Here is a 21,029-nt window from a genome sequence, read left to right as displayed (position 1 = left end):
CGTAGAGAGAGGCGGCCAGCGAAACGTAGCCGGGGTGAGTAGTAGCCTTGGTTAGTTTTCAAAGCGCTTCCCGCAGTTATTCCAGCTCTGCTATTTCAGCCTGAATTTTCTTGGGTAAACTTTTAACCACTTCTTTGTATGAATGATCAATCATTTCACAGAGCTGTTTGCGGGTTAGCGAGCCGTCCATATAAACGGTGTTCCACATTTTTTTGTTCATGTGGTAGCCTGGTTGTACTTCGGGATGGCGCTCGCGCAGGTCAACGGCAAGCTCGGGATCGCACTTAACGTTGAAGCGGTTGGCCTGGGTCAAGCCTATCAGCAGGAAAATCTTTTCGGCTATTTTAAAAACAAGGGTATCTTCGCCAAAAGGAAAACCTTCTGTTGCTCCTGGTTTTTGCAGGCAATAATCGCGCAGTTCTTCTACATTCACTTACCTGAAACTTCTGATTAACTTGGTATAGGAGGTTGTATTACCAAAATTATATTTAAAACCTATGGTAACCTGCGCGTACTGGTCAAGGGCGTTATTCTTGAATTTATCGGGCGGATCGTTATAGCCATCCAATCCTTCCCCAAAAGTAATATTATGCTGATAGGTAATGCTTATATTAAACGAGTTTTGATCGTATGCATCGTACAATTTAAATTCATATCCAAACCTTAAAGGAATAAGTAGCTCAACACTTTTATCCTTGCCCGGGAATTTATAAGTAGGATCGATAAGGCTATATCGGTTAACCTTTACATTGTTATTGATAGCCCCAATGCCAGAACCTATATAAAAATCTTTTATAGCGTTCAGAAAGTCATTATCGGCATAATCAATTATTTCGCCGGCCATCAAATCGCCTCTTAATATTAACGCTTTGTATTTGTTGTTAAACTTTCGGGTGTCTTTGTCAAGACTTATGGCATCGCCTCCGCCGCGTAGGGTACCTAATTGTAGCTCAAGTGCTATGGGCACATACGGGCTATAATTGTAAGTAAGGTTTATGTTGAAGGCAAGGTCGTTATATTGTTTTTTTAAGTCGGCATAGGGTCGCACTATGCTTGCTCCGGCGCCAACACCCCACTCGTAATAATTAAAACCGCTTTGGGCTTTCGCCACGAGCGAAGCAGAAGCAAAAACAAAAATCAGAATATATTTTTTCAATGTTATTTTTTAATCAATATTTACAATGCTAACCAGGAAGTTCAAAATTGGGTAAAAAAAATTTCACTAATATAAACTTATGAATTTTAATTCATCACTAAATTTTACAGTTACCGAACGTTTTTTGCGTTACGTTACTATCGATACGCAATCTGATCCATCTTCGGTTTCCTTCCCATCAACAGAAAAGCAAAAAGACCTGAGCCGCTTGCTGGTTAATGAGCTGTTGGCCATTGGTGTAAGTGATGCGCATATTGATGAATTTGGTTATGTATACGCCACCATTCCCTCAAATACCAACAAGCAGGTGCCCGTGATATGCTTTTGCTCGCATGTGGATACCGCGCCCGATTGCAGCGGTAAAAACGTGAAGCCCCTTGTGCATAAAAATTACCAGGGACAGGATATTGTTTTGCCCGATGATAACACGCAGGTCATCAAACTAACAGAACACACCGATCTTAAAAACCAACTGGGCAATGATGTGATAACGGCCAGCGGTACTACCTTGCTGGGTGCGGATAACAAAGCAGGCGTTGCCGAAATTATGGATGCCTGCTATCAGCTGATGAACCATCCCGAAATTAAGCATGGTGACATCCGCATATTATTTACGCCCGATGAAGAGGTTGGCCACGGGGTAGATCATGTAGATATTGCCAAACTTGGCGCCTTTGCCGGTTACACTATGGATGGCGAAAGCGCGGGCAATATGGAAAATGAAACATTTAGTGCCGATGGTGCCAGGCTTACCATAAACGGAATAAGTGCGCACCCCGGCTTTGCAAAAGGCAAAATGGAAAGTGCCATAAAAATTGCGGGCAAGATAATAGCGGCGTTGCCGGATAGCCTGTCGCCAGAGCATACTGAGGATATGGAGGGTTTTGTACATCCTGTTGGCATGGAGGGTCATGTAGAAACGGCGACTATCGACTTCATCATCCGTGATTTTGATGCGGAGAAGTTGAAGGGTCATGCCAATGTTATCCGCCATACTGCCGATGCGGTTTTGGAGCAGTACCCGGCATCGTCATATACCCTAACCACCAGCCAGCAATACCGCAACATGAAAGGCGTGCTGGATGAAAATCCGCAGATTGTGGCTTACGCGATGGAGGCTATTGACCGTACCGGATTAACCGCCAAACTTTGCAGTATAAGGGGCGGTACCGATGGTTCGCGCCTGTCATTCATGGGATTGCCTTGTCCCAATATTTTTGCCGGCGAACACGCTTTTCATAGCAAACAGGAATGGGTATCTGTACAGGATATGCAAAAAGCCGTAGAAACCATATTGCACCTTTGTATGATATGGGAGGAAAAAAGTTATTTTAATGAAGATACTATTATAACATGTATACGATACGCAAAGCAACCATAAATGATGTTGAAACCATCCGCCAGATAGCCGATAAAACATGGTGGGCAACCTACGGACCCTTATTGCCTACTGAGCAGATAATATTTATGCTGGGCGAAATTTACGCTACAGATAAAATTACTACGCAGATAGCGAAAAACACCCAAACCTACCTGTTACTATTGGAGGGTGATGTGCCGGTGGCCTTTGCGGCATACTCGCCCCGCGATGAAAATCCCGATGTGTATAAGCTGCATAAGCTGTATTGCCTGCCGCAAACCCAGGGAAAGGGATATGGCAAAATATTGATAAACGAAGTTGCTCAAAAAACAAAAAAAGCCGGCAAAAAACTGCTGGAACTAAACGTGAACCGCTACAACAACGCCCGCAATTTTTATCAAAAAATGGGTTTCAAAATAGCCTACATGGAAGATATTGCCATAGGCGAATACTTCATGAATGATTATGTGATGCGCAAGGAAGTGTGAGATAGATGTGCAGATTTTAGATTTCAGATGTGCAGATTTCAAATTACAGATGTGCAGATATTTAAAAATATTGTCATTCTGAGCGGAGCGAAGAATCTGCTATACGGCTTGCATGTCGGCGATTAGATTCTTCGCTTCGCTCAGAATGACAAACTTAAAAAAGGATGTCATATTGCCCGTCGGCTGAAAGCCGACACCATGCTAAGTCACGGGCTGAAAGCCAAAAGTGTTCGAACAAATAAAAAAGGTTGTCATTTCGACGAGGTACGAGGAGAAATCTTCTGCGAAATACAAGTGGACTCAGTATTTCGTTGAAGCTTTCTCCTTACCCCTCACACACAACGCCCATGCGGGCTCGTCGAAATGACAACCTTTTTATAAATCTCTAGGGTTTCGAACACTTATGGCTGAAAGCCCAAGCCAGTAAATAGTATAATTTTAAGCATTATCGCCCTCCGCCTTGATCTTGTTATACTCCCGTCGCCAGTCGATGTAGCCGAGGCAGGCCAGTACCAGCAGAATAACGTATAGGATGGCCGTTACATACAAACTTTTATAAATGTATAGCGGCACGTAGCAAATATCTACAAAGATCCATAGCGCCCAGTTTTGAAGTACCTTGCGGGTCATGAGCAGCTGGGCCATAAAGCTGATGGCCGTACAGCAGCCATCAATATAAGGTACATTGGTACTGGTAAATTTATGCAGAAAAAGTCCAAGCAGGCCCGATAATATCAGCGTAGCTATAATAACCCAAATGTATTGGCGCGGGGTTAAACTGGTTACCGGTTTTTCATGTCGTTCTTTTTTCCGGAGCCAAAAATACCAGCCGTATATCCCCGTACCTAAAAAATAGATCTGCAAACCGGCATCGCCAAAAAGCTTGCTTTCGTAAAAAACAATAACGTAGGCCAGTACGCTGATGATGCCAACGGGCCAGTTCCAGATGCTTTGTTTGGCGGCCAGGTAAACGCAGCCAATACCTGTTACGGCACCTATCCACTCCAGACTGCTGGTTTGTTTAATTTCCTGCACTATGTGCTGGCCTACAGATAAAAGCTCCATTTTTTCAAAGATATGAAATCGGGATGTTTTAAAAGAGCCGCCGCGCGGTGCATTTAATAGCCAAAAGCCTTATAATTGTAATAGTCATGATCAACTTTAAACGTGCCAACCATATTCACATTTGTGTACCGCCTCAAAGACTGGAGGAGGCGCGATTGTTTTATGCCAATGTGCTTGGCTTACAGCAAATAGAAAGACCCCGATTTTCATCGGCCGGGTATTGGTTTGGTATTGGCGATATGGAACTGCATATAGGAGTAGAAGCGGCATTGCCCTATACATCCCGCCATACCGCGTTTGAAATAACCGACGTTGTTGCGGCGCGCAAACACCTGGAGAATTACGGTTTGAAGTTTTTGGAGGAGCCCGATATTGCCGGGCGTATCCGGTTTTCTTTTATTGATCCCTTTGGTAACAGGATGGAGTTATTGCAAATTATTGATTAGCTATGCCCGGAAGTATCGAAACTGATTATGTGTTTTTTGAAGCTTTATTTTGGCTGTTGACTATAGCTATACCCATAATAATTTGCAGTTACACTTTTCGCTGGCTTTACACCAGCGGTTATAAAACAACGGCTGTAATTGTGCCGCTGGTTGAATTATTGGTGATGGTTACCTGGTACAACAGCATACTGCTATAAACTGCCTACAAAGCCAGCTCGATCATAGGGTCCCAGAAGTGGGTTTTAAAATCCTGTACCTGGTCGTCAATAACTTTTACACCCTCGCTTTCCAGCATTTCCTGCATGGTGTTGCCGCCGAAATGGAATTTTGCAGTAAGCAAACCCTGCCTGTTAACTACCCTATGTGCCGGTACGGGCGGCTTAGCCTTGCCTGCAGCCTGCATGGCATAACCCACCATTCTCGACGATCCCTTTGTGCCCAGGTAAGCTGCAATTGCACCATAGGAAGTTACCCTGCCCTTTGGTATTAAGCGGGCAACCTGGTAAACTTTATCAAAAAAGTTGATGTCTTCCATGGTGAAAGTCTTGTATAATTTTACACTATGTTATTGAAATGGTCAATGTAGCGGGCCTGTCACCCTGAGCTTGTCGAAGGGGGGCGAGTAGAGGCCTTTACCCGCTATGCTTCGACAGGCTCAGCATGACAGCCCTTTTGTAATTAAGCGAACGAAAATTTAAGATAGTTAATGTTCTTGTTATCCTTCAAATATTTTTTTTCGTAGTAGGTTTTTATTGATAGTACCTCGTTGGCGTAAGGAGAATGGTAAAGATCTTCGGTTTTAATATGCAGGTGCAATTTTAGCTCGTCAATCTTTTCGGCAGTGTAAGCATGCAGGCCGTCGTTGTCGGTTTTTAAATTTACGCAACCACCGGTTTTTAGTATTTCGATGTACTTGTTTAAAAAACGCGGCGAGGTAAGTCTTTTCTTCTCCCGGCTCAATTGCGGCTGCGGATCGGGGAAGGTTATCCAGATTTCGTCTACTTCGCCGGGGGCAAAATAATCAAGCAGGTTTTCTATCTGGATGCGGAGGAAGGCTACATTGGGCACACCATCTTCAATAGCAGTTTTAGCACCACGCCAAATGCGGTTGCCTTTGTAATCAATACCAATAAAGTTTTTATCTGGAAATAGTTGGGCAAGGTTTACGGTGTACTCGCCTTTGCCGCAGGCCAGCTCCAGTACTACCGGGTTGTCGTTTTTAAAAAAATCCCTGCTCCAAGCACCTTTAAAAGGCTTGCCGGCATCTAACTGTAATACATTGCTGAAGGTATCAATTTCGGCAAAGCGTTTTAACTTATCTTTTCCCACTTAATTTTTAAATAAAGTGCAAAAATAGTTTTTTCTGCTAATTGAGCGGGCAGGCAGTTAAAATAGCTTTATATGGCCGGGCCCAAGTCGGGCTGCCTGTATGCCGGTTTATCGGTATGCTTTGGCTTCTTTTTGGTGAATTTTTCAAAAATACCTTTAACAGTACCCCATACGCCCGAAACGGAATCTTCATTAACATAGTTGGATGCCTTTTGCGATACCAGGCCTACCAACGTTTTAACAATAAAGTTAGAATGCTTAAAAATGGTTTTATTTAAGGTAAGCGGAATTACAAACCTCGAAACAAGGTTGATGATGTCCGGATGAAAAAGACCTGGGTTTTTAATACCATCGGTATCATGCGAACGGGGGAACAGGGTTAAAACGGATGAAAATATAGCCGAAGGACTGCTGAAGCGGGCCTTTAAAAGCACGCTCTGCTGGTCTTCAACCGTCTTTAGTCTAAAGATCTCATCCTGCAGATCATGTATCGATTTTATTTGGAAAGCCATGCTGTTAGTTTTTGAATATTTTTTGGATGAAGATGTTTGCTATCGACTTTTCGAATTTCAGCCGGTTGAACTTTATGATGAGTGCAATGAAAACGTAAATTAATGCTACGCACCCGAAGCCCGCCCAGGTTGATTTTAACACATCGGCCAGGTAATAAGCTAAAGTAAAGCTGGCAAACATAAATGCAATCAGCATGCTTACAATCACAACAACATCGGTAATTATATTTGCTAAAATTGAAGTTCCACCTTCTATAGCCTCATATTTAAATAGCTTAAAGCGAGTTTCGGCGTACTCCTTTAACTGGTCAATTATAGGTGGTAATGGTGGTGGTGTTTCTTTTTTGGCTTCCATAGGATGTATATATAATTCGATAATTTGTTCGGGAGCAAGGAACAAGGATTTATGGATTATCGATCAGAAAATGATCTGCTTACTTAACGATCATTATTCTTTGCTCCATAAATCCTTGCTCTTTAATCCTTAATTATGCGTGTTCCAGGTCGTCCTGATATTCTTCTTCGGCGCCCCTTATTTTTGATTTAATGTTTTCAACCACTTTGTCTTTTAAGCCAACCAGGTTATCAATTTCGGCCGCGGCGGTATCTTTTATAGAATCGCCCAGGTTCTTTAATGATTCTGTAAGCTTATCGCGTGTTTCATTACCTTTATCAGGTGCAAATAAAATTCCTAAAGCTGCTCCTGCGGCTAAACCAGCAAGCAATGCAACAACTACTTTTGAGTTATCATTCATTGTAATATAATTTTAAGTTGAACAATTGTTTGTTTAAGAGTAAATATCCTGCCAAATATCATCAATTACGCTATTTGATTGTAATTTCTGTATAAATAGTTTTTTATGTTGTTATTGTACGCGTTCGTGTGTTCACAAAAGTATGCAGGCATTGTCAGTTTTCTGGCCCTAACTTTATCCTTTCAAGCCTGTCGGCCGCCATGCGGTTGGTTTCATAAATTTCAAGCAGCAGCAAAAAGTACGATAAAAGTACCGGTCCGAAAACCAGGCCTAATATGCCAAATAGCGGCAAACCTATAAACACACCTATAATAGATATAATAGGGTGGGTGTTGGCAATGCGCTTGTTGATGATCATCCTTATGGCGTTATCTACATTGCCGATAAACAATAGGCCGTAGGCCAGTAGTAATACGCCCTGCCAGTTATGGCCTTGTGCAAAAAGTATAATACTTGCGGGGATGCAAAGCGTTGGCGCCCCAACAACCGGTAAAAACGAAATAAAGATGGCTATAACCCCCCAGAATATCGGGTCGCCGATGCCAAAGATCCAGAACCCGTTGGCCAGCAATATTCCCTGGATAAGCGCTATTATACCCTGGCCCAACACATTTGAGTAGGTAGAATCGCGCAGGGCCTGCGCAAACTTTAAAGCGTGCTGTTCTCTGAACGGGGCGTACTTTAACATGCCCGCCTCAAACTCCCGCATCTGCGTAAGCATAAAATAAAGCAGAAAATACAGCACCAGTAATGTTAATATGATGCTGGCAGCACTGCTTAATATAGATGGGAACAAGCCGGTAGCAATATTGCCCAGCTTTTGCAAGGTATCCTCGGCAAAGTGCGGCTGGTTAAGATTAGCTGCGGCAAAGGCATCTATTTTTGAGGTCCATTGGTCAATAGGCAGCTGACTGATATTTATACTGGATATTTTACCAACCACCATTATACTCAGGATAAGGAAGGGTATAACGATAACTATGAGCGATGTAAATATGATGAGTAACGCCACTGCCGGTTTGTTCCAGCCCCGTTTTTCGGCCAGGTTAATATACAGCGGCCTAAAAATAGTGAACAGCACAATAGCCCCCAGTATAGAGCTGAACAGGCCGCTTATGGCATAAAGCAAAAAACAGCCCAGCACAATAATGCTTACCAGGATAATGTTGTTGCGCTGCTTGTAATTAAAAATAGACATGAAGGGTTAGTAAATACGGTCAATAATAAATAGCTGCATCAATATGAATACCAAGGAACTATGGCATGTTCTTACATTAGTCGCCCATAATTCGCCTTTGTTACAATAAACAAAAAAACGCCAAAAAGTTTTGGCGTTTGGTAAACATTATATGCTGTAAAAAAGCCTAATCGGTTTCTTTAAGCAGGGTATTTATCCTGTGCGAACTTATGGAGATGGTATCCATATAAAACAAGCAATCGGTATTAGGATTTGGAATTTCATACCGCAACTGTTCCAATGCCAAATGGATGTTTGAAAGCTGATTTTTAATATCATGCTTTAATTTGCGCAATTCCTCGTCACCGTTCTTTTCCTCTTGCAACTGTTCCATTTTATTTAAGGTTTATGGCCTTCATTTTATTGTATAACGTCTTCCTGTCGATGTTCAGGATCTCGGCGGCTTTTGTTTTGTTAAAGTTCACCTCTCTTAAAACCTTAATAATAGTTTCATACTCGGCTTCAAGGGCGGCGTTTTTAAGATCATGCCTGTTTTCCTTCACCTCAGGTACATCGTTGGTTTGTGTGTATGACGATGATGATTGCTGCTCAAATACAGGCGTTTTAAAGTTAGAGATCTCCAGCGGTAAGGCCTTCATGGTTATCTCGTTATCTTCGGCCAGTAAAGCTGCACGTCTTATCACGTTTTTAAGCTCGCGGATGTTGCCTTGCCACCTGTAGTGCATAAAGCAATCAATAACCTCCTGCGAAAACGTGGTTACGTTACGGCCCAGTTCGGTATTGGCAATTTTTAAAAAATGCTCGGCCAGCAGCATAATATCGTTTCCACGATCGCGCAGCGGCGGCATGTATATGGTAAACTCGTTAAAGCGATGGTACAGATCTTCCCTGAATTTTCCTTTAAGGATGCCATCTTGCAGGCTTTCATTGGTGGCAATTATAATGCGTACATCCAGGTCTATCTCCTTGGTGCTGCCAATTCTTTTAACCTTGCGCTCCTGTACGGTGCGCAGCAGGGCTGCCTGAATTTCGTAGGATAGGTTACCTACCTCATCTAAAAACAAGGTGCCGCCGTTGGCCATTTCAAAGTGACCGATTTTGGTATATAAAGCGCCGGTAAAAGAACCCTTTTCATGCCCGAAAAACTCGCTTGCAGCAAGCTCTTTGGTTAACGAACCGCAATCCATAGCTATAAAAGGCTGGTTATGGCGCGGACTGTTGAGGTGGATGCTTTTAGCTACCGACTCTTTACCGGTACCGCTTTCGCCTAAAATTATAACGCTGTAGTTGGTAGGGGCTACCAGTTCAATTTGCCTTACCAGTTCTTTTGACGCCCGGCTGCTGCCGGCAACAAATTCACTGGCGTATACCTGTTTTTTGTTTTCTTTACTTTTTGATTTATCAGCAATAACAGCGGGGCTATCGGCATCCTCAACCAGCGCATGGTGGGTTTCAAAAGCTTTGTTAATGGTGTTTAATATTTCGTCGGGATATAGGGGCTTGGTGATGTAGTCGTAAGCGCCCATTTTAATGAGTTCCACGGCCATTTTTATATCCGAGTAGCCTGTTATAATAATTACCCCGGTTTTTGGATATTGAGTTTTTATATTCCTCAGCATCTCGCGCCCGTCAGTATCTTCTAATCTAAAATCGCATAAAACAAGGTTAAACTCGCCATTTTTAAGGGCTTCCATACCGCTTGTGCCGCTTGATGCGGTACTTACATCAAAGCCATTGCGTATTAAAAACTTTGATAGCAATATGGCTACATTAACTTCATCATCAATGATGAGGATTTTTTTCATATCAGCAATTACAGGTGATTGGTAAATGTATTAAAGGGCTTAAGGTACAAAGATTGTCGCTAATTTGAGGAGATTTTGTTTAAATTGTTGTTCACACGCCTTAAAATAGGCTATAAATAAAAAGGGCGACCGATTGGCCGCCCTTTTTATTTATAGGTATAAGTAGGGTCATATATTAAAACCCGTATGCTACACGAATGCCTACAAAGTTTACTTTACTGCCATCAAAGTTGCTGCTGTATTTGGTAGTAGCCTCATAACGAACACCTGCATCAATAAAGCTGCTTGCGCTTACAGGGAACTGAACACCAATTTGCGGAGCGTAAACAAACGCAGTTGATTTGTCGTTATAGAAATCAGATTTGTTTAGCAAAAATGCTGCACCTGCTTCGCCCTGTACATAAAAGTTAGGTATTACGAAGTATTTTAAACCTGCTTTAACTGGCAATAATTGTACGTTTGGAACATTTACACCTGTACCTGCTACATCTTTTTTACCAAAAATGTTGTTGTAACCAGCGTTAACAGTAACAAATAACTGGCTTGCAACCGGGATATCTGCCTGTAATGAACCGCCTATGTTCCATTTGTAACCATTTTTGAAATTACCTGTAGGAATACCTGCATCAACACCAATGCTGTAACGGATGCCGCCTGGAGTAGTTGTTGATGTAGTAGTGGTAGTAGTAGTTGTTGTTTGTGCTTTTGCGCTAAATGCTAAACCAGCGAAAGCAACGATAAGGGCTGAGATTTTAAATGAATTTTTCATAACAATTGTGTGTTTTTGATATATGTTTTTGTTTTAAACACAGAGCAAATTAAAGCATGAAATCATATATGATTTTTCATCCAAAAGTCATGTTCATTTAATCGATTGATTAATAGTATTTTAATTTTTGACCCGATTGGTATTTTGGTCAGCCGAGTGTAAAATAGGGTAATATTTGCTTTTTATTTGTCAGAATTAACATTGGCTTAACATAGGGTTTTGCCTGTTGAAATTGGGTTTTCTGCGTGAATTGGGTTTGGTGGGGCAAAAGTTTGTTAATTGGGCCGGGTTGGGTGTTAACAATCGGGTGCTTTTAGCCTCATCCCAACCCTTCTCCAAAGGAGTAGAACTTAAAAACACATGCTTAGCTATTAAAGTCCTCTCCTTTGGAGAGGATTTAGGTGAGGCCTCATATATGCTTGACCCCACAATATTTTCAGGTAATTACAAAGCAACTTCCCAATTCATTCAAATACTTTGGGTGTTGCCTGCGGCCCGGGCTATCCGCTCATACTGCACATGGCCTTAGCCACGGGCCGGTATCCGCTGCTATCCCTAACACTAATAATATTAACTGAATATATTACTCGCCCTTGAAATCTGCCTTGCGTTTCTCTAAAAAGGCAGCAACACCTTCCTTAAAATCCTGGGTGCCGAAACATTTGCCAAATTCCCTTATTTCGGTTTCGTAACCGTTAATACCATCTGTTAAGCCCGCATTAACCGAGCGGATGGCGGCAGCTAATGCCAGCGGCGCACGCTGTATTATTTTTGTAATCGTCGCTTCGGCAACTGCCAGCAAGTTGTCAGGACTGGTAACATTGGTAACAAGGCCAAATTGCAGGGCGTCGGCAGCTGTAACCATATCTGCAGTCAGGATGATTTCCAATGCCTTGCCTTTGCCAACCAGTTGGGTTAACCGCTGGGTACCGCCGTAGCCGGGTATAAGACCAAGCGTAGTTTCGGGCAAACCCATTTTGGCATTGTCAGATGCTATGCGGATGTGGCAGGCCATCGCCAGTTCCAACCCGCCGCCCAGTGCAAAACCATTTACGGCGGCCAGTACCGGTTTGCTGCCATTGGCTATCAGGTTAAAAACGTTTGCCTGGTTATCGCGGGCCAGGGCAGTGCCGGCTTCTGCATCCAAACCCGCAAACTCGCCGATATCAGCCCCGGCCACAAATGCTTTTGGTCCCGCGCCGGTTAAAATAATACCGCCAACCTGCGCATCATTAAAAGCATGGGTAAAGGCGGTGTGCAGCTCGGCAAGGGTAGCTTTGTTGAGGGCGTTAAGCTTGCTTTCGCGGTTTATGGTAATGGTTTGTATGCGGCCTGTGGTGGCTATCAGTAAATTTGGGTATTCCATAGGTTAAGCTATTAAAAGTTACGGTGCTCATGCACCCAGCCGGTAATGTATTTAACAATATCCTGCGTGCTGGTACCGGGCGGGAAAAGCTCGCCCACGCCTTGTGCTTTGAGGGCCAGCATATCTTCATTGGGAATGATGCCGCCGCCGGTAAGCAGTACATCGTCCATCTGTTTTTCTTTAATGAGTTTAATGATCTTGGGGAAAACGGTCATGTGCGCACCCGAGAGTATGGATATGCCAATGGCATCCACATCTTCCTGCAGGGCGGTGTTCACCACCATTTCGGGCGTTTGGCGCAGGCCGGTATAAATTACTTCCATGCCGGCGTCTCGCAGCGAGGTAGCAATGATACGTGCGCCGCGGTCGTGCCCGTCGAGCCCTACTTTGGCAACTAATACGCGTATGGGGCGGTTAAAGGTATTACTCATGTATAACCTTATTGGTTATTGTAAAAGTAATAAGAAAGGCGGGATAATATGGAATGTGCAATAATGATTGTTATCCGGGCACTTGGTGTTCGGTTTGTGAGGGGTAGCACCTACGGCGCAAAACGGATTTTGATTATAGTTTCTACAAACACGTAGCACCTACGGCGCATTGAGAGGTTCTTACCTTTTACTGGCGCGGGCTTTCCAGCCCGTGACTTGGCATGGTGTCGGCTTTCAGCCGGCGTATGGTTAAGCTGGAAGCTTAATACATGCTTTCACACGGGTTACGCTATGCTAACCCCGCGCGGGTTAGAAAACACCATTGTTACAATCGCTCCTAGCAGTGGTCCGGGCAGCATATAACTAATTTAACGCCACTAAATCGGCAATACTTTTCAATAAAGCAGAAAAAAAGGGATTGAATGAGCTTTTAGATCTTAACGGAGCCATCGATATGAGTATGACAGCAACAGATGGGTTTTTACAAGGAGCACAGAAATTTGCTTACTCGATAGCTAAAGATGATACCAAAATATTAGGTTTGGATAAAGTTTCGGGCTTATGCGCTCTGATTACTGTTGCTGCTCGATTTCAACTGGACATAAGATTTATCAAGGGATAACGGATTTTAAGCATTATTGGTTTGACCTCGTAGAAGGTTTAGGGACAATTGGTGTTGCACTATTTGCCCCCGAGGTACTTGTGGATACGCTGTGCTCACAACAGGAACAGATTTGATTAGAGATCATTATAATGAAGAGAAATAATATGAAAATTATTGATTTATTTTTAACAAGTATTTATACCCACTTTTGCGCAATGAAAGAAAGAGGAAGACAGGTAGTTCCATGGTTTCAGACGTCTTTTGCGATTGCATTATTTGTAGCTATTTCTGGTGCAATGTTTGCAAAAGTTATTGCAGGAGATTTGATTAATAAAGATAGTTTACCAGAGAGTGTATTTCTCATTATTTTCAGTATACTAGGCTTTGGAGTTTTCTTTTTAATTAAGTTCTATTTTTTTGACAGTGAAAAGCATCTTATGTTATCTGAGATATATTTGAAAAATTATTCTCCAAAAAGGCGATTAATAATTAAAGCTACTTCAATTGGCCTGCTGTTTTTGATTCCACTTTTGCTGGGTTCCATCATGTGGATTCAAATCATGTAATTTCACCTTCGCTGGCGCACGCGTGCCGCGTATGCTTCAGCTGTCGTATTGTAAATTAAAGTTGCCATAATTTCTTGGTAAGCAAGCGAAAATATCTGATCCTCACAATCAAAAATCAACAAGCTTATTTTTGCTTTTCAATTGAAAATACCTAATCCAGCCTACAAGCAGGGATGCACTAAAACTTATTGGCAGTATCAAAACAGGCATACGTGTAAAACAAAACCCGAGTATTATTAATACGGTGAATACACTTAAAATGTGCGGGGCGTACTTTCTGGCCCATATAGATTCCAACCGAATGATGTTTGCATTATTTTGCGCGTTATAGTTTTCTATCGCTGATCGAAAATCAGTTAGAAACACCATGATCAGATCGACATTACAGAAATTATTGTTAGCCGCTATTTTGAATTTGGATCCGTTTATAAACCCCAGGGTAAAAGCAGGTCCATTTTTTCCATCATATATATAGTAGTACTTCAGATCGGCAAAATTAATATACAACGATTGATTTAGTTCGATTGTTAAATCGCTCATAGAAAGTTTTGCAATTCCTGTTCTTTTAATTCGATGTCTGTTTAATAAAAAGAATGTTACCCCTGCAGCTATAAGGGATATTATCACAAAACCGGCTGGTAATAAATCGTTAAATAAATTCTTAAATAAAAGTATTCCTAAACCTATTATTGCAAAGGATAACACAAACAACAGGTATCCAATATCCTGCCTGGTATATTCGAAATTATATGCTTTCATTTACAGTAAATGTTGAAATGTAATTAAAGGTAATGATTAGATACTCAGTTTAGGAATCGGCAATCCCCACCCCCACAAAATAATTTTTAACTTTGCCCGTCTATGACGATTGGTGCGGCTACTTCATTTACATTGCTTGGGCAAAACCTTTTATTGATCCCTCAGAAAGCTATTTATTGGGTTGAACAAAAAATGCTGATCATTGCCGATGTGCATTTTGGCAAGGTGGGCCATTTTCGCAAGGCGGGTATTGCCGTACCGCGCGATATGGAGCAAAGCGATCTCGCCACCCTGTCTGATCTGATCCATGAATACCATCCCCAAAAACTTCTTTTCCTGGGCGATCTGTTCCATAGTGATATGAATAACGATTGGGATTGGTTCATCCTTTGGCGAAGCCAGTTCCCGGCCCTGCAAATTATTCTGATAAAGGGTAACCACGATATCATTGCCGACAGTCACTACCAAAACCTCAACATTGAACTGCACGACCAGCTATTGGCCGCTCCTTTCCTGATGCTGCATCATCCACTTGCCGATGAGGACTTGCAAAAAGCCGGGGGCTATGTGCTTTGCGGGCATATACACCCCGGCGTAAATTTAAGCGGCAAGGCCAGGCAAAACATTACCTTGCCTTGCTTTGCATTTGGCAGCAAACAGGCCATTTTACCCTCGTTTGGCAAGTTTACCGGGCGGGTGGCTATCCGCAGCCAGCAAACCGATAAAATATTTGCAGTACTAAAGGATAAGGTCATCGCTATTGCCTAATGTTTCTTTAAATAATCCTGCACGGTAACATACACGCTTAAAAAAGCGATGTCGCGCTCAATAATGTGCCAGTTGCCGTCTACCAGGTCATACCTTGGTAATGAGGTTACGCTCCAGTTTAAAGTATTTGGCGAATCATCACCTTTTAAATCCGATAGTTGCGGCCAGGTCATGCCATCTTCTTTAACGGCACTTTTCCACCAGTCGGGTTTGGTATCCATTGATACGCTTACCACGCCGAAGCCCTGGGCACCAAAATCTTTCACCATATCGGCAATCTGTACGTGGTTACGGCGGGTCATTTCATTAGCCGAGCGCCAGAAATCAACCAAAAATATTTTTTTATGCATGGCCGCAGGGTTAAATGCGCTGCCATCTAACAGTTTGCCGGCCAAAACGGGTGCGCCCGCGCCTGGTACCAGCTTAACCAGCCTGCTCAGTTTTTCGCCAATTTCTTTTCCTTCTTCGCTGTTTTGGGTAGCGGCCGGAAATTTCTTATAAAAGTTATAGTACATAACCGGATCTGCCTCGTATTGCTGTTTCAGCAAAATATGTGCGCCGGTAACGTTTTGTGGGTACTTTTCAATAAAGGCACTCAGTACCTGCGGCATTATCTTAGTCTTTTTAGCGTCCAGATCAGATACCTGGTTAAGCAGGTTTACCAGTTGCTCCTGCGATAGCCTGTCGGTGCTTTTGTTTTTTATTTTGGCATTCAGAGCGTTTGCTTGTTTGGTGATGTCGCCGTTCAACTTATCAGCCAGGGTATAAAAGCCCGAAAGCTCGTTTTGTATATTTGATGTAGAAACAATCCCGGGATAGCTGGAAATTTTATCGGCATTGGCGGTAATGGTGTATTTGCCATCTTCCAGGTAAACTTCAAAAGGGGGATGACCTTCGGCCTTGGTAGCATCATCAATAATATCCATGTTGTAGTAACCCGGGGTTTCCAGGCCAATGGGGGCCACGTGAAATTTGCCGTCTTGTATAGGGCCGCCATACACGGCATGGCCTTGCAAATCTTTAACAATAAACACCCCGGTTTTTACGCCGTTGGCAGTTCCGTCAAACTCAACTTTAGGGTATTTGGTGCAGCCCGCAAAACACAGGGCCATTAAAACAATTGTGAAAGTTCTCATTAATAATAATTTAGATTGTCCTAATATACAGGTTTACCTTACAAACCCGCTTAGAATTATGAAATAGGCCTTAGATTGATTCTAAATAGCTAATTCGCGTGCAAATCCCCTAAACCATTTATTTGTTTTGGCTTTTAATAAATACTTTTGCCTATATTAAATCTATTTTATAATGAGCGAAATTAAACAAACCTTTAACTCGTCGCTGGGAAAAAAGCTGATCATGGCTTTAACAGGCTTGTTTTTGTGTACTTTTATTATAGTACACGTTGGGGGTAACCTGCTGCTGTTTAGCGGCGACAATGGTTTTGGTTTTAATGTGTATGCCAATTTTTTAACACATTTTCCACCTATCGAGGTAATAGCGTACTTACTGTACCTGTCCATTGCTGTGCATGCCCTTTACGGCCTTATTTTAACGGTTAAAAACCGTAAATCCAGGCCGGTAGGTTATGCTGTACAGCCAAAGGCCACTGCATCATGGTCATCAAAAAACATGGGGCTGTTGGGTTCTATCCTGTTTTTGTTTATTGTGATACACATGGGCGATTTTTGGTTTAAGTATAAATATACCAACACTGTTGCTTTTAAGGAGTACCGCACAGATCTGGCAACCGGCAAAACAACCGAGTCTGCTTATACCCCGGTATCTGCAGATTTTAACCACTCGGTATCTACCGAAAACAATGTAGAAATAGTTAGGTTAAAAGACCTGCATGCCCGTGTGGTATATAGCTTTAGCCAATGGTGGTACGTGCTTTTTTATGTAATAGCAATGGGTGCGCTTGCGTTTCACCTGCTGCATGGTTTTCAGAGTGCTTTCCGTACGCTGGGCTGGGTACACCGTAAATACACACCTATAGTATACGCCATAGGTACATGGTTTTTCGCGGTGATTATTCCGTTGGCTTTTGCCGCAATGCCGGTGTACTACTTTTTTGTGTACGCTAAATAAAGGTTGATTAAGTTAGATAAGGTTGATTTAGTTTGAACAGGCGGGTTATTAACCACTCACCGCTCACCCAATCAACCACTCACTAAATATAAATTAGATAAGAAATGAGTTTAGATGCTAAAATTCCTCAAGGCCCATTAGCCGAAAAATGGAGCAAGCATAAATTTGACCTGAAGCTGGTTAACCCGGCCAATAAGCGTAAATACGATATTATTGTTGTAGGTACGGGTTTGGCAGGTGCATCGGCTGCGGCTTCACTGGCCGAGCTGGGTTATAACGTAAAATCTTTTTGCTTTCAGGATAGTCCGCGCCGTGCCCACTCAATTGCGGCGCAGGGCGGTATTAACGCAGCAAAAAACTATCAGAACGATGGCGACAGTGTTTACCGCTTGTTTTACGATACCATTAAAGGTGGTGATTACCGTGCCCGCGAAGGTAACGTGTACCGCCTTGCCGAAGTATCTGTTAATATAATTGACCAATGTGTTGCACAAGGTGTTCCCTTTGCACGCGAGTACGGTGGTTTACTTGATAACCGCTCATTCGGCGGGTCGCAGGTATCACGTACGTTTTACGCCCGCGGCCAAACCGGACAGCAATTACTGTTAGGCGCATACTCGGCATTAAACCGCCAGATACACGCCGGAAAAGTAAAAATGTACACCCGTACCGAAATGCTGGACGTAGTAGTTGTAGATGGCCATGCCAAAGGTATTGTTACCCGTAACATGATCACCGGCGCTATTGAAACCCACGCGGGCCACGCGGTATTATTATGTACAGGTGGTTACAGCAACGTTTTCTACCTGTCAACAAACGCTATTGGTTCAAACGTAACGGCTGCCTGGAGGGCTCACAAACGTGGCGCTTATTTCAGTAACCCTTGCTATACACAAATTCACCCAACTTGTATCCCGGTATCTGGCGATCATCAGTCAAAGCTTACGCTGATGTCTGAATCGTTGCGTAACGATGGCAGGGTTTGGGCGCCAAAAACAGCCGCCATTGCCGAGCAATTACGCAAAGGCACCCTTAAAGCCGATCAGGTTAAGGAGGACGACCGCGATTACTTCCTTGAACGTAAATACCCTGCCTTCGGTAACCTTGTTCCGCGTGATGTGGCTTCACGTAACGCTAAGGAAATGGTTGAAGATGGTCGCGGTGTTGGTGCATCGGGCTTTGCAGTATTCCTTGACTTTGCCGATGCTATCAAGCGCCTTGGCGAAGAAACGGTTAAAGCCAAGTACGGTAATTTGTTTGATATGTATATCCAAATTACCGACGAGAACCCGTACAAACAACCAATGCGTATTTACCCTGCCGTGCATTACACCATGGGCGGTCTTTGGGTTGATTATAACTTAAGTACCAACGTACCGGGCCTTTATGCTTTGGGCGAGTGTAACTTTAGCGACCACGGTGCCAACCGCTTAGGAGCATCTGCCTTAATGCAGGGATTATCTGACGGTTATTTTGTAATCCCTTATACTTTGGGCGATTACCTGGCGAAGATTGGCCCTAAAAAGGTTGATGAAAGTCACCCCGCTTTTGCAAAAACAAAACAGGATGTACTTGACCATGTAAATAAGCTGCTGGCATTAAAAGGCACCAAAACAGCCGAACACTATCACCGCGATCTGGGCCACATTATGTGGGAATATTGCGGAATGGCAAGGGACGAAGAAGGTTTGAAAAAAGCAAAAGGTTTGATACAAGCTTTAAAAGTAGATTTCTGGAAAAACGCCATGGTTGTTGGCGAAAACGAAGAAGTAAATGCTTCGCTGGAAAGGGCCGGTCGTGTTGCTGATTTTATTGAACTTGGCGAACTGATGGTTGACGATGCTTTAATGCGCCGTGAATCATGCGGTGGTCACTTCAGGATTGAGTCGCAAACAGAAGGCGGTGAAGCACAACGCGATGACGAGAATTTTGCATTTGTAGCAGCCTGGGAATTTAAAGGTGAAAACCAACCCGAAGAGTTGCACAAAGAGGAATTGGTATTTGAATCGGTACATTTATCACAAAGGAATTACGCGTAGGTAGATATGAGATGTTAGATATGAGATTTGAGATTTTTCCGGTTAAACACATTTTGTATCTTATTTGATATGAGATTTAAGGAATTCCTATCTCATATCTAACATCTCATATCTAAAAAGAATGCATAATCTGAAGGAATTGAAAATTTGGCAAAAGGCTATTGATTTATCGGTAGATGTTTACAAAGCAACTACAGCATATCCACCCGATGAAAGGTTTGGATTAACGAATCAGATAAGAAGAGCCGCCATTTCGATTTCTTCAAATATTGCAGAAGGAGTTGGCAGAAATTCAAAAAAGGATTTTTGTAATTTTTTAAGTATGGCAAATGGATCTGCTTATGAATTACAAACACAGTTGATTATATCAAATAAATTAAATTTATTACAAGATGAATTATTGAATGACTTACTCAAACAGATTGAAGAATTGCAAAAATGAACTATGCATTTCAAAAGGTGTTATTGAATTAGTGATAAGATAAAATGTCTCATATCTCAAATCTCATATCTCAAATCTAAATAGAATGAACGGAAATATGAACCTGACGCTGAAAGTATGGCGTCAAAAAAATTCGCAAACGGCGGGTAAATTTGTGACTTATAAGGCCGAAAACATTTCGCCCGATATGTCATTCCTGGAAATGCTTGACGTTGTTAACGAAAGCCTTACCCTGAAAGGCGATGAGCCTATAAATTTCGACCACGATTGCCGCGAAGGTATTTGCGGAATGTGTTCTTTATATATAAATGGTCATCCGCACGGGCCAAAGCAGGCTATTACCACCTGCCAGCTGCACATGCGCACCTTTCATGATGGGCAAACCATTACTATTGAGCCTTGGCGCGCTTCGGCTTTCCCAATAGTGAAGGATTTAGCTGTTGATCGTTCGGCGTTTGACAGGATACAGCAAGCCGGTGGTTATGTATCTGTAAATACAGGTGTATCAACCGATGGTAATGCCATCCCTATCCCTAAAGTTATTGCCGATGAGGCTTTCAACTCAGCTACCTGTATTGGTTGTGGTGCTTGCGTAGCAGCCTGTAAAAATGCATCGGCCATGCTGTTTGTATCGGCAAAAATAACCCAGTTAGGCTTGTTGCCACAAGGCCAGCCAGAGCGTTACCGTCGTGTACAATCAATGGTGGCCCAAATGGACGAAGAAGGATTTGGCAGCTGTACCAATACGGGTGCCTGCGAAGCCGAGTGCCCTAAAGAAATTAAGCTTACCAACATCGCCCGCATGAACAACGATTTCTTCAGCGCCAAACTTTTCCGCGAAGAAGAGATTCACGAAGAATCGCACGGCGGTTAATTTGCACTATGTAGCGAGATATTACAAAGGCCCGGGGAATCCCAGGCCTTTGTTGTTTTTTCCACCACGTCATTTTTTGCTCCTTGACATTGCGAGCGCAGCGTGGCAATCCAAGGAGACAAGCGATGATCTTTGCAGGTGAGATTGCCACGCTGCGCTCGCAATGACAAGGTAGGCGATCCAATACCACCCACGTCTACTCGCGC

At 42.9% G+C, this 21,029-nt stretch carries 27 protein-coding genes; 11 read left to right on the top strand and 16 right to left on the bottom strand.

Annotation, left to right across the window (positions count from 1 at the left end; all coding sequences use genetic code 11):
- Nucleotides 1-76: 76 nt before the first annotated feature.
- On the bottom strand, nucleotides 77-433 hold the full coding sequence (locus BLS59_RS11445; RefSeq protein ID WP_091149287.1) for an MmcQ/YjbR family DNA-binding protein: 357 nt from the start codon (nucleotides 431-433) through the stop codon (nucleotides 77-79).
- Nucleotides 434-1,156, bottom strand: coding sequence for an outer membrane beta-barrel protein (locus BLS59_RS11440; RefSeq protein ID WP_091149285.1), 723 nt, complete (start codon nucleotides 1,154-1,156; stop codon nucleotides 434-436).
- 79 nt (nucleotides 1,157-1,235) lie between these two features.
- Here BLS59_RS11440 and pepT point away from each other — a divergent pair, with 79 nt between their 5' ends.
- Both pepT and BLS59_RS11430 read left to right on the top strand, forming a co-directional pair.
- Nucleotides 1,236-2,537: a peptidase T gene (pepT, locus tag BLS59_RS11435; protein ID WP_091149283.1), complete on the top strand. Its 1,302-nt coding sequence runs from the start codon at nucleotides 1,236-1,238 to the stop codon at nucleotides 2,535-2,537.
- On the top strand, nucleotides 2,510-3,004 hold the full coding sequence (locus BLS59_RS11430) for a GNAT family N-acetyltransferase (protein WP_091149280.1): 495 nt from the start codon (nucleotides 2,510-2,512) through the stop codon (nucleotides 3,002-3,004). The genes pepT and BLS59_RS11430 overlap by 28 nt, the downstream gene beginning before the upstream one ends.
- Nucleotides 3,005-3,442: 438 nt before the next feature.
- Here BLS59_RS11430 and pnuC read toward each other — a convergent pair whose 3' ends face one another.
- Nucleotides 3,443-4,069 carry a nicotinamide riboside transporter PnuC gene (gene pnuC / locus BLS59_RS11425; RefSeq protein ID WP_091149277.1) on the bottom strand — a complete coding sequence of 209 codons (627 nt, stop codon included), beginning with the start codon at nucleotides 4,067-4,069 and terminating at the stop codon, nucleotides 3,443-3,445.
- A gap of 86 nt (nucleotides 4,070-4,155) precedes the next feature.
- Between pnuC and BLS59_RS11420 the strand changes: the two genes are divergently transcribed.
- Together BLS59_RS11420 and BLS59_RS11415 are read left to right on the top strand one after the other, a co-directional pair.
- On the top strand, nucleotides 4,156-4,515 hold the full coding sequence (locus BLS59_RS11420) for a VOC family protein (RefSeq protein WP_091149274.1): 360 nt from the start codon (nucleotides 4,156-4,158) through the stop codon (nucleotides 4,513-4,515).
- Nucleotides 4,516-4,517: 2 nt separating this feature from the next.
- Nucleotides 4,518-4,712: a hypothetical protein gene (locus BLS59_RS11415; protein WP_091149269.1), complete on the top strand. Its 195-nt coding sequence runs from the start codon at nucleotides 4,518-4,520 to the stop codon at nucleotides 4,710-4,712.
- Between the two features lie 5 nt (nucleotides 4,713-4,717).
- Here BLS59_RS11415 and BLS59_RS11410 read toward each other — a convergent pair whose 3' ends face one another.
- The 11 genes from BLS59_RS11410 to BLS59_RS11355 all read right to left on the bottom strand — a co-directional run bounded on the left by BLS59_RS11410 (nucleotide 4,718) and on the right by BLS59_RS11355 (nucleotide 12,680).
- Complete coding sequence (locus tag BLS59_RS11410; protein ID WP_091149266.1) at nucleotides 4,718-5,050, bottom strand: MGMT family protein; 333 nt, start codon at nucleotides 5,048-5,050, stop codon at nucleotides 4,718-4,720.
- A gap of 143 nt (nucleotides 5,051-5,193) precedes the next feature.
- Nucleotides 5,194-5,844, bottom strand: a complete 651-nt coding sequence (gene trmB, locus BLS59_RS11405; protein ID WP_091149264.1) for a tRNA (guanosine(46)-N7)-methyltransferase TrmB — start codon at nucleotides 5,842-5,844, stop codon at nucleotides 5,194-5,196.
- 68 nt (nucleotides 5,845-5,912) lie between these two features.
- Nucleotides 5,913-6,356 (bottom strand): hypothetical protein, encoded by a 444-nt coding sequence (locus tag BLS59_RS11400; RefSeq protein WP_091149262.1) that lies wholly within the window; start codon nucleotides 6,354-6,356, stop codon nucleotides 5,913-5,915.
- 4 nt (nucleotides 6,357-6,360) lie between these two features.
- Nucleotides 6,361-6,711, bottom strand: a complete 351-nt coding sequence (locus tag BLS59_RS11395; RefSeq protein WP_091149259.1) for a phage holin family protein — start codon at nucleotides 6,709-6,711, stop codon at nucleotides 6,361-6,363.
- Between the two features lie 133 nt (nucleotides 6,712-6,844).
- Complete coding sequence (locus BLS59_RS11390; protein ID WP_091149256.1) at nucleotides 6,845-7,111, bottom strand: YtxH domain-containing protein; 267 nt, start codon at nucleotides 7,109-7,111, stop codon at nucleotides 6,845-6,847.
- 154 nt (nucleotides 7,112-7,265) lie between these two features.
- Complete coding sequence (locus BLS59_RS11385; RefSeq protein ID WP_091149254.1) at nucleotides 7,266-8,309, bottom strand: AI-2E family transporter; 1,044 nt, start codon at nucleotides 8,307-8,309, stop codon at nucleotides 7,266-7,268.
- A gap of 166 nt (nucleotides 8,310-8,475) precedes the next feature.
- Nucleotides 8,476-8,682, bottom strand: coding sequence for a hypothetical protein (locus BLS59_RS11380; protein ID WP_091149252.1), 207 nt, complete (start codon nucleotides 8,680-8,682; stop codon nucleotides 8,476-8,478).
- A gap of 1 nt (nucleotide 8,683) precedes the next feature.
- The gene (locus tag BLS59_RS11375) at nucleotides 8,684-10,114 is read right to left on the bottom strand and encodes a sigma-54-dependent transcriptional regulator (protein ID WP_091149249.1); all 1,431 of its coding nucleotides are present in this window, start codon (nucleotides 10,112-10,114) and stop codon (nucleotides 8,684-8,686) included.
- A 175-nt stretch (nucleotides 10,115-10,289) separates the two neighbouring features.
- The gene (locus BLS59_RS11370) at nucleotides 10,290-10,883 is read right to left on the bottom strand and encodes an outer membrane beta-barrel protein (RefSeq protein ID WP_091149246.1); all 594 of its coding nucleotides are present in this window, start codon (nucleotides 10,881-10,883) and stop codon (nucleotides 10,290-10,292) included.
- A gap of 583 nt (nucleotides 10,884-11,466) precedes the next feature.
- Entirely contained in the window at nucleotides 11,467-12,249 is a 783-nt protein-coding gene (locus BLS59_RS11360; RefSeq protein WP_091149241.1) for an enoyl-CoA hydratase/isomerase family protein, read from the bottom strand.
- An 11-nt stretch (nucleotides 12,250-12,260) separates the two neighbouring features.
- The gene (locus tag BLS59_RS11355) at nucleotides 12,261-12,680 is read right to left on the bottom strand and encodes a cobalamin B12-binding domain-containing protein (protein WP_091149237.1); all 420 of its coding nucleotides are present in this window, start codon (nucleotides 12,678-12,680) and stop codon (nucleotides 12,261-12,263) included.
- A gap of 454 nt (nucleotides 12,681-13,134) precedes the next feature.
- On the opposite strand from BLS59_RS11355, the gene BLS59_RS31585 reads away from it, so the two are divergent.
- Nucleotides 13,135-13,302, top strand: coding sequence for a hypothetical protein (locus BLS59_RS31585; RefSeq protein ID WP_205411249.1), 168 nt, complete (start codon nucleotides 13,135-13,137; stop codon nucleotides 13,300-13,302).
- A gap of 197 nt (nucleotides 13,303-13,499) precedes the next feature.
- Nucleotides 13,500-13,850: a hypothetical protein gene (locus BLS59_RS11345; RefSeq protein ID WP_143014107.1), complete on the top strand. Its 351-nt coding sequence runs from the start codon at nucleotides 13,500-13,502 to the stop codon at nucleotides 13,848-13,850.
- Nucleotides 13,851-13,958: 108 nt separating this feature from the next.
- Here the strand turns inward: BLS59_RS11345 and BLS59_RS11340 are convergent, their stop codons facing one another.
- On the bottom strand, nucleotides 13,959-14,555 hold the full coding sequence (locus BLS59_RS11340) for a hypothetical protein (protein ID WP_205411248.1): 597 nt from the start codon (nucleotides 14,553-14,555) through the stop codon (nucleotides 13,959-13,961).
- Between the two features lie 156 nt (nucleotides 14,556-14,711).
- On the opposite strand from BLS59_RS11340, the gene pdeM reads away from it, so the two are divergent.
- Nucleotides 14,712-15,377: a ligase-associated DNA damage response endonuclease PdeM gene (gene pdeM, locus BLS59_RS11335; RefSeq protein ID WP_091149227.1), complete on the top strand. Its 666-nt coding sequence runs from the start codon at nucleotides 14,712-14,714 to the stop codon at nucleotides 15,375-15,377.
- On the opposite strand, the gene BLS59_RS11330 is transcribed toward pdeM, so the two are convergent.
- Nucleotides 15,374-16,513 carry a TlpA family protein disulfide reductase gene (locus BLS59_RS11330; protein ID WP_091149224.1) on the bottom strand — a complete coding sequence of 380 codons (1,140 nt, stop codon included), beginning with the start codon at nucleotides 16,511-16,513 and terminating at the stop codon, nucleotides 15,374-15,376. The genes pdeM and BLS59_RS11330 overlap by 4 nt on opposite strands.
- Before the next feature lie 172 nt (nucleotides 16,514-16,685).
- Here BLS59_RS11330 and BLS59_RS11325 point away from each other — a divergent pair, with 172 nt between their 5' ends.
- The 4 genes from BLS59_RS11325 (at nucleotide 16,686) to BLS59_RS11310 (ending at nucleotide 20,823) form a co-directional block, all read left to right on the top strand.
- Nucleotides 16,686-17,468 (top strand): succinate dehydrogenase cytochrome b subunit, encoded by a 783-nt coding sequence (locus BLS59_RS11325; RefSeq protein WP_091149221.1) that lies wholly within the window; start codon nucleotides 16,686-16,688, stop codon nucleotides 17,466-17,468.
- A gap of 104 nt (nucleotides 17,469-17,572) precedes the next feature.
- The gene (locus BLS59_RS11320; protein WP_091149219.1) at nucleotides 17,573-19,507 is read left to right on the top strand and encodes a fumarate reductase/succinate dehydrogenase flavoprotein subunit; all 1,935 of its coding nucleotides are present in this window, start codon (nucleotides 17,573-17,575) and stop codon (nucleotides 19,505-19,507) included.
- Between the two features lie 121 nt (nucleotides 19,508-19,628).
- On the top strand, nucleotides 19,629-19,949 hold the full coding sequence (locus tag BLS59_RS11315) for a four helix bundle protein (protein ID WP_091149217.1): 321 nt from the start codon (nucleotides 19,629-19,631) through the stop codon (nucleotides 19,947-19,949).
- An 85-nt stretch (nucleotides 19,950-20,034) separates the two neighbouring features.
- Nucleotides 20,035-20,823 (top strand): succinate dehydrogenase/fumarate reductase iron-sulfur subunit, encoded by a 789-nt coding sequence (locus BLS59_RS11310; RefSeq protein WP_091149214.1) that lies wholly within the window; start codon nucleotides 20,035-20,037, stop codon nucleotides 20,821-20,823.
- Nucleotides 20,824-21,029 lie beyond the last annotated feature (206 nt).

Origin of the sequence: Mucilaginibacter pineti (assembly GCF_900101875.1) — a bacterium.
GTDB classification, from domain to species: domain Bacteria; phylum Bacteroidota; class Bacteroidia; order Sphingobacteriales; family Sphingobacteriaceae; genus Mucilaginibacter; species Mucilaginibacter pineti.
Note: the sequence above shows the minus strand (reverse complement) of the source record. Positions and strands in the feature narration are given on the sequence as shown.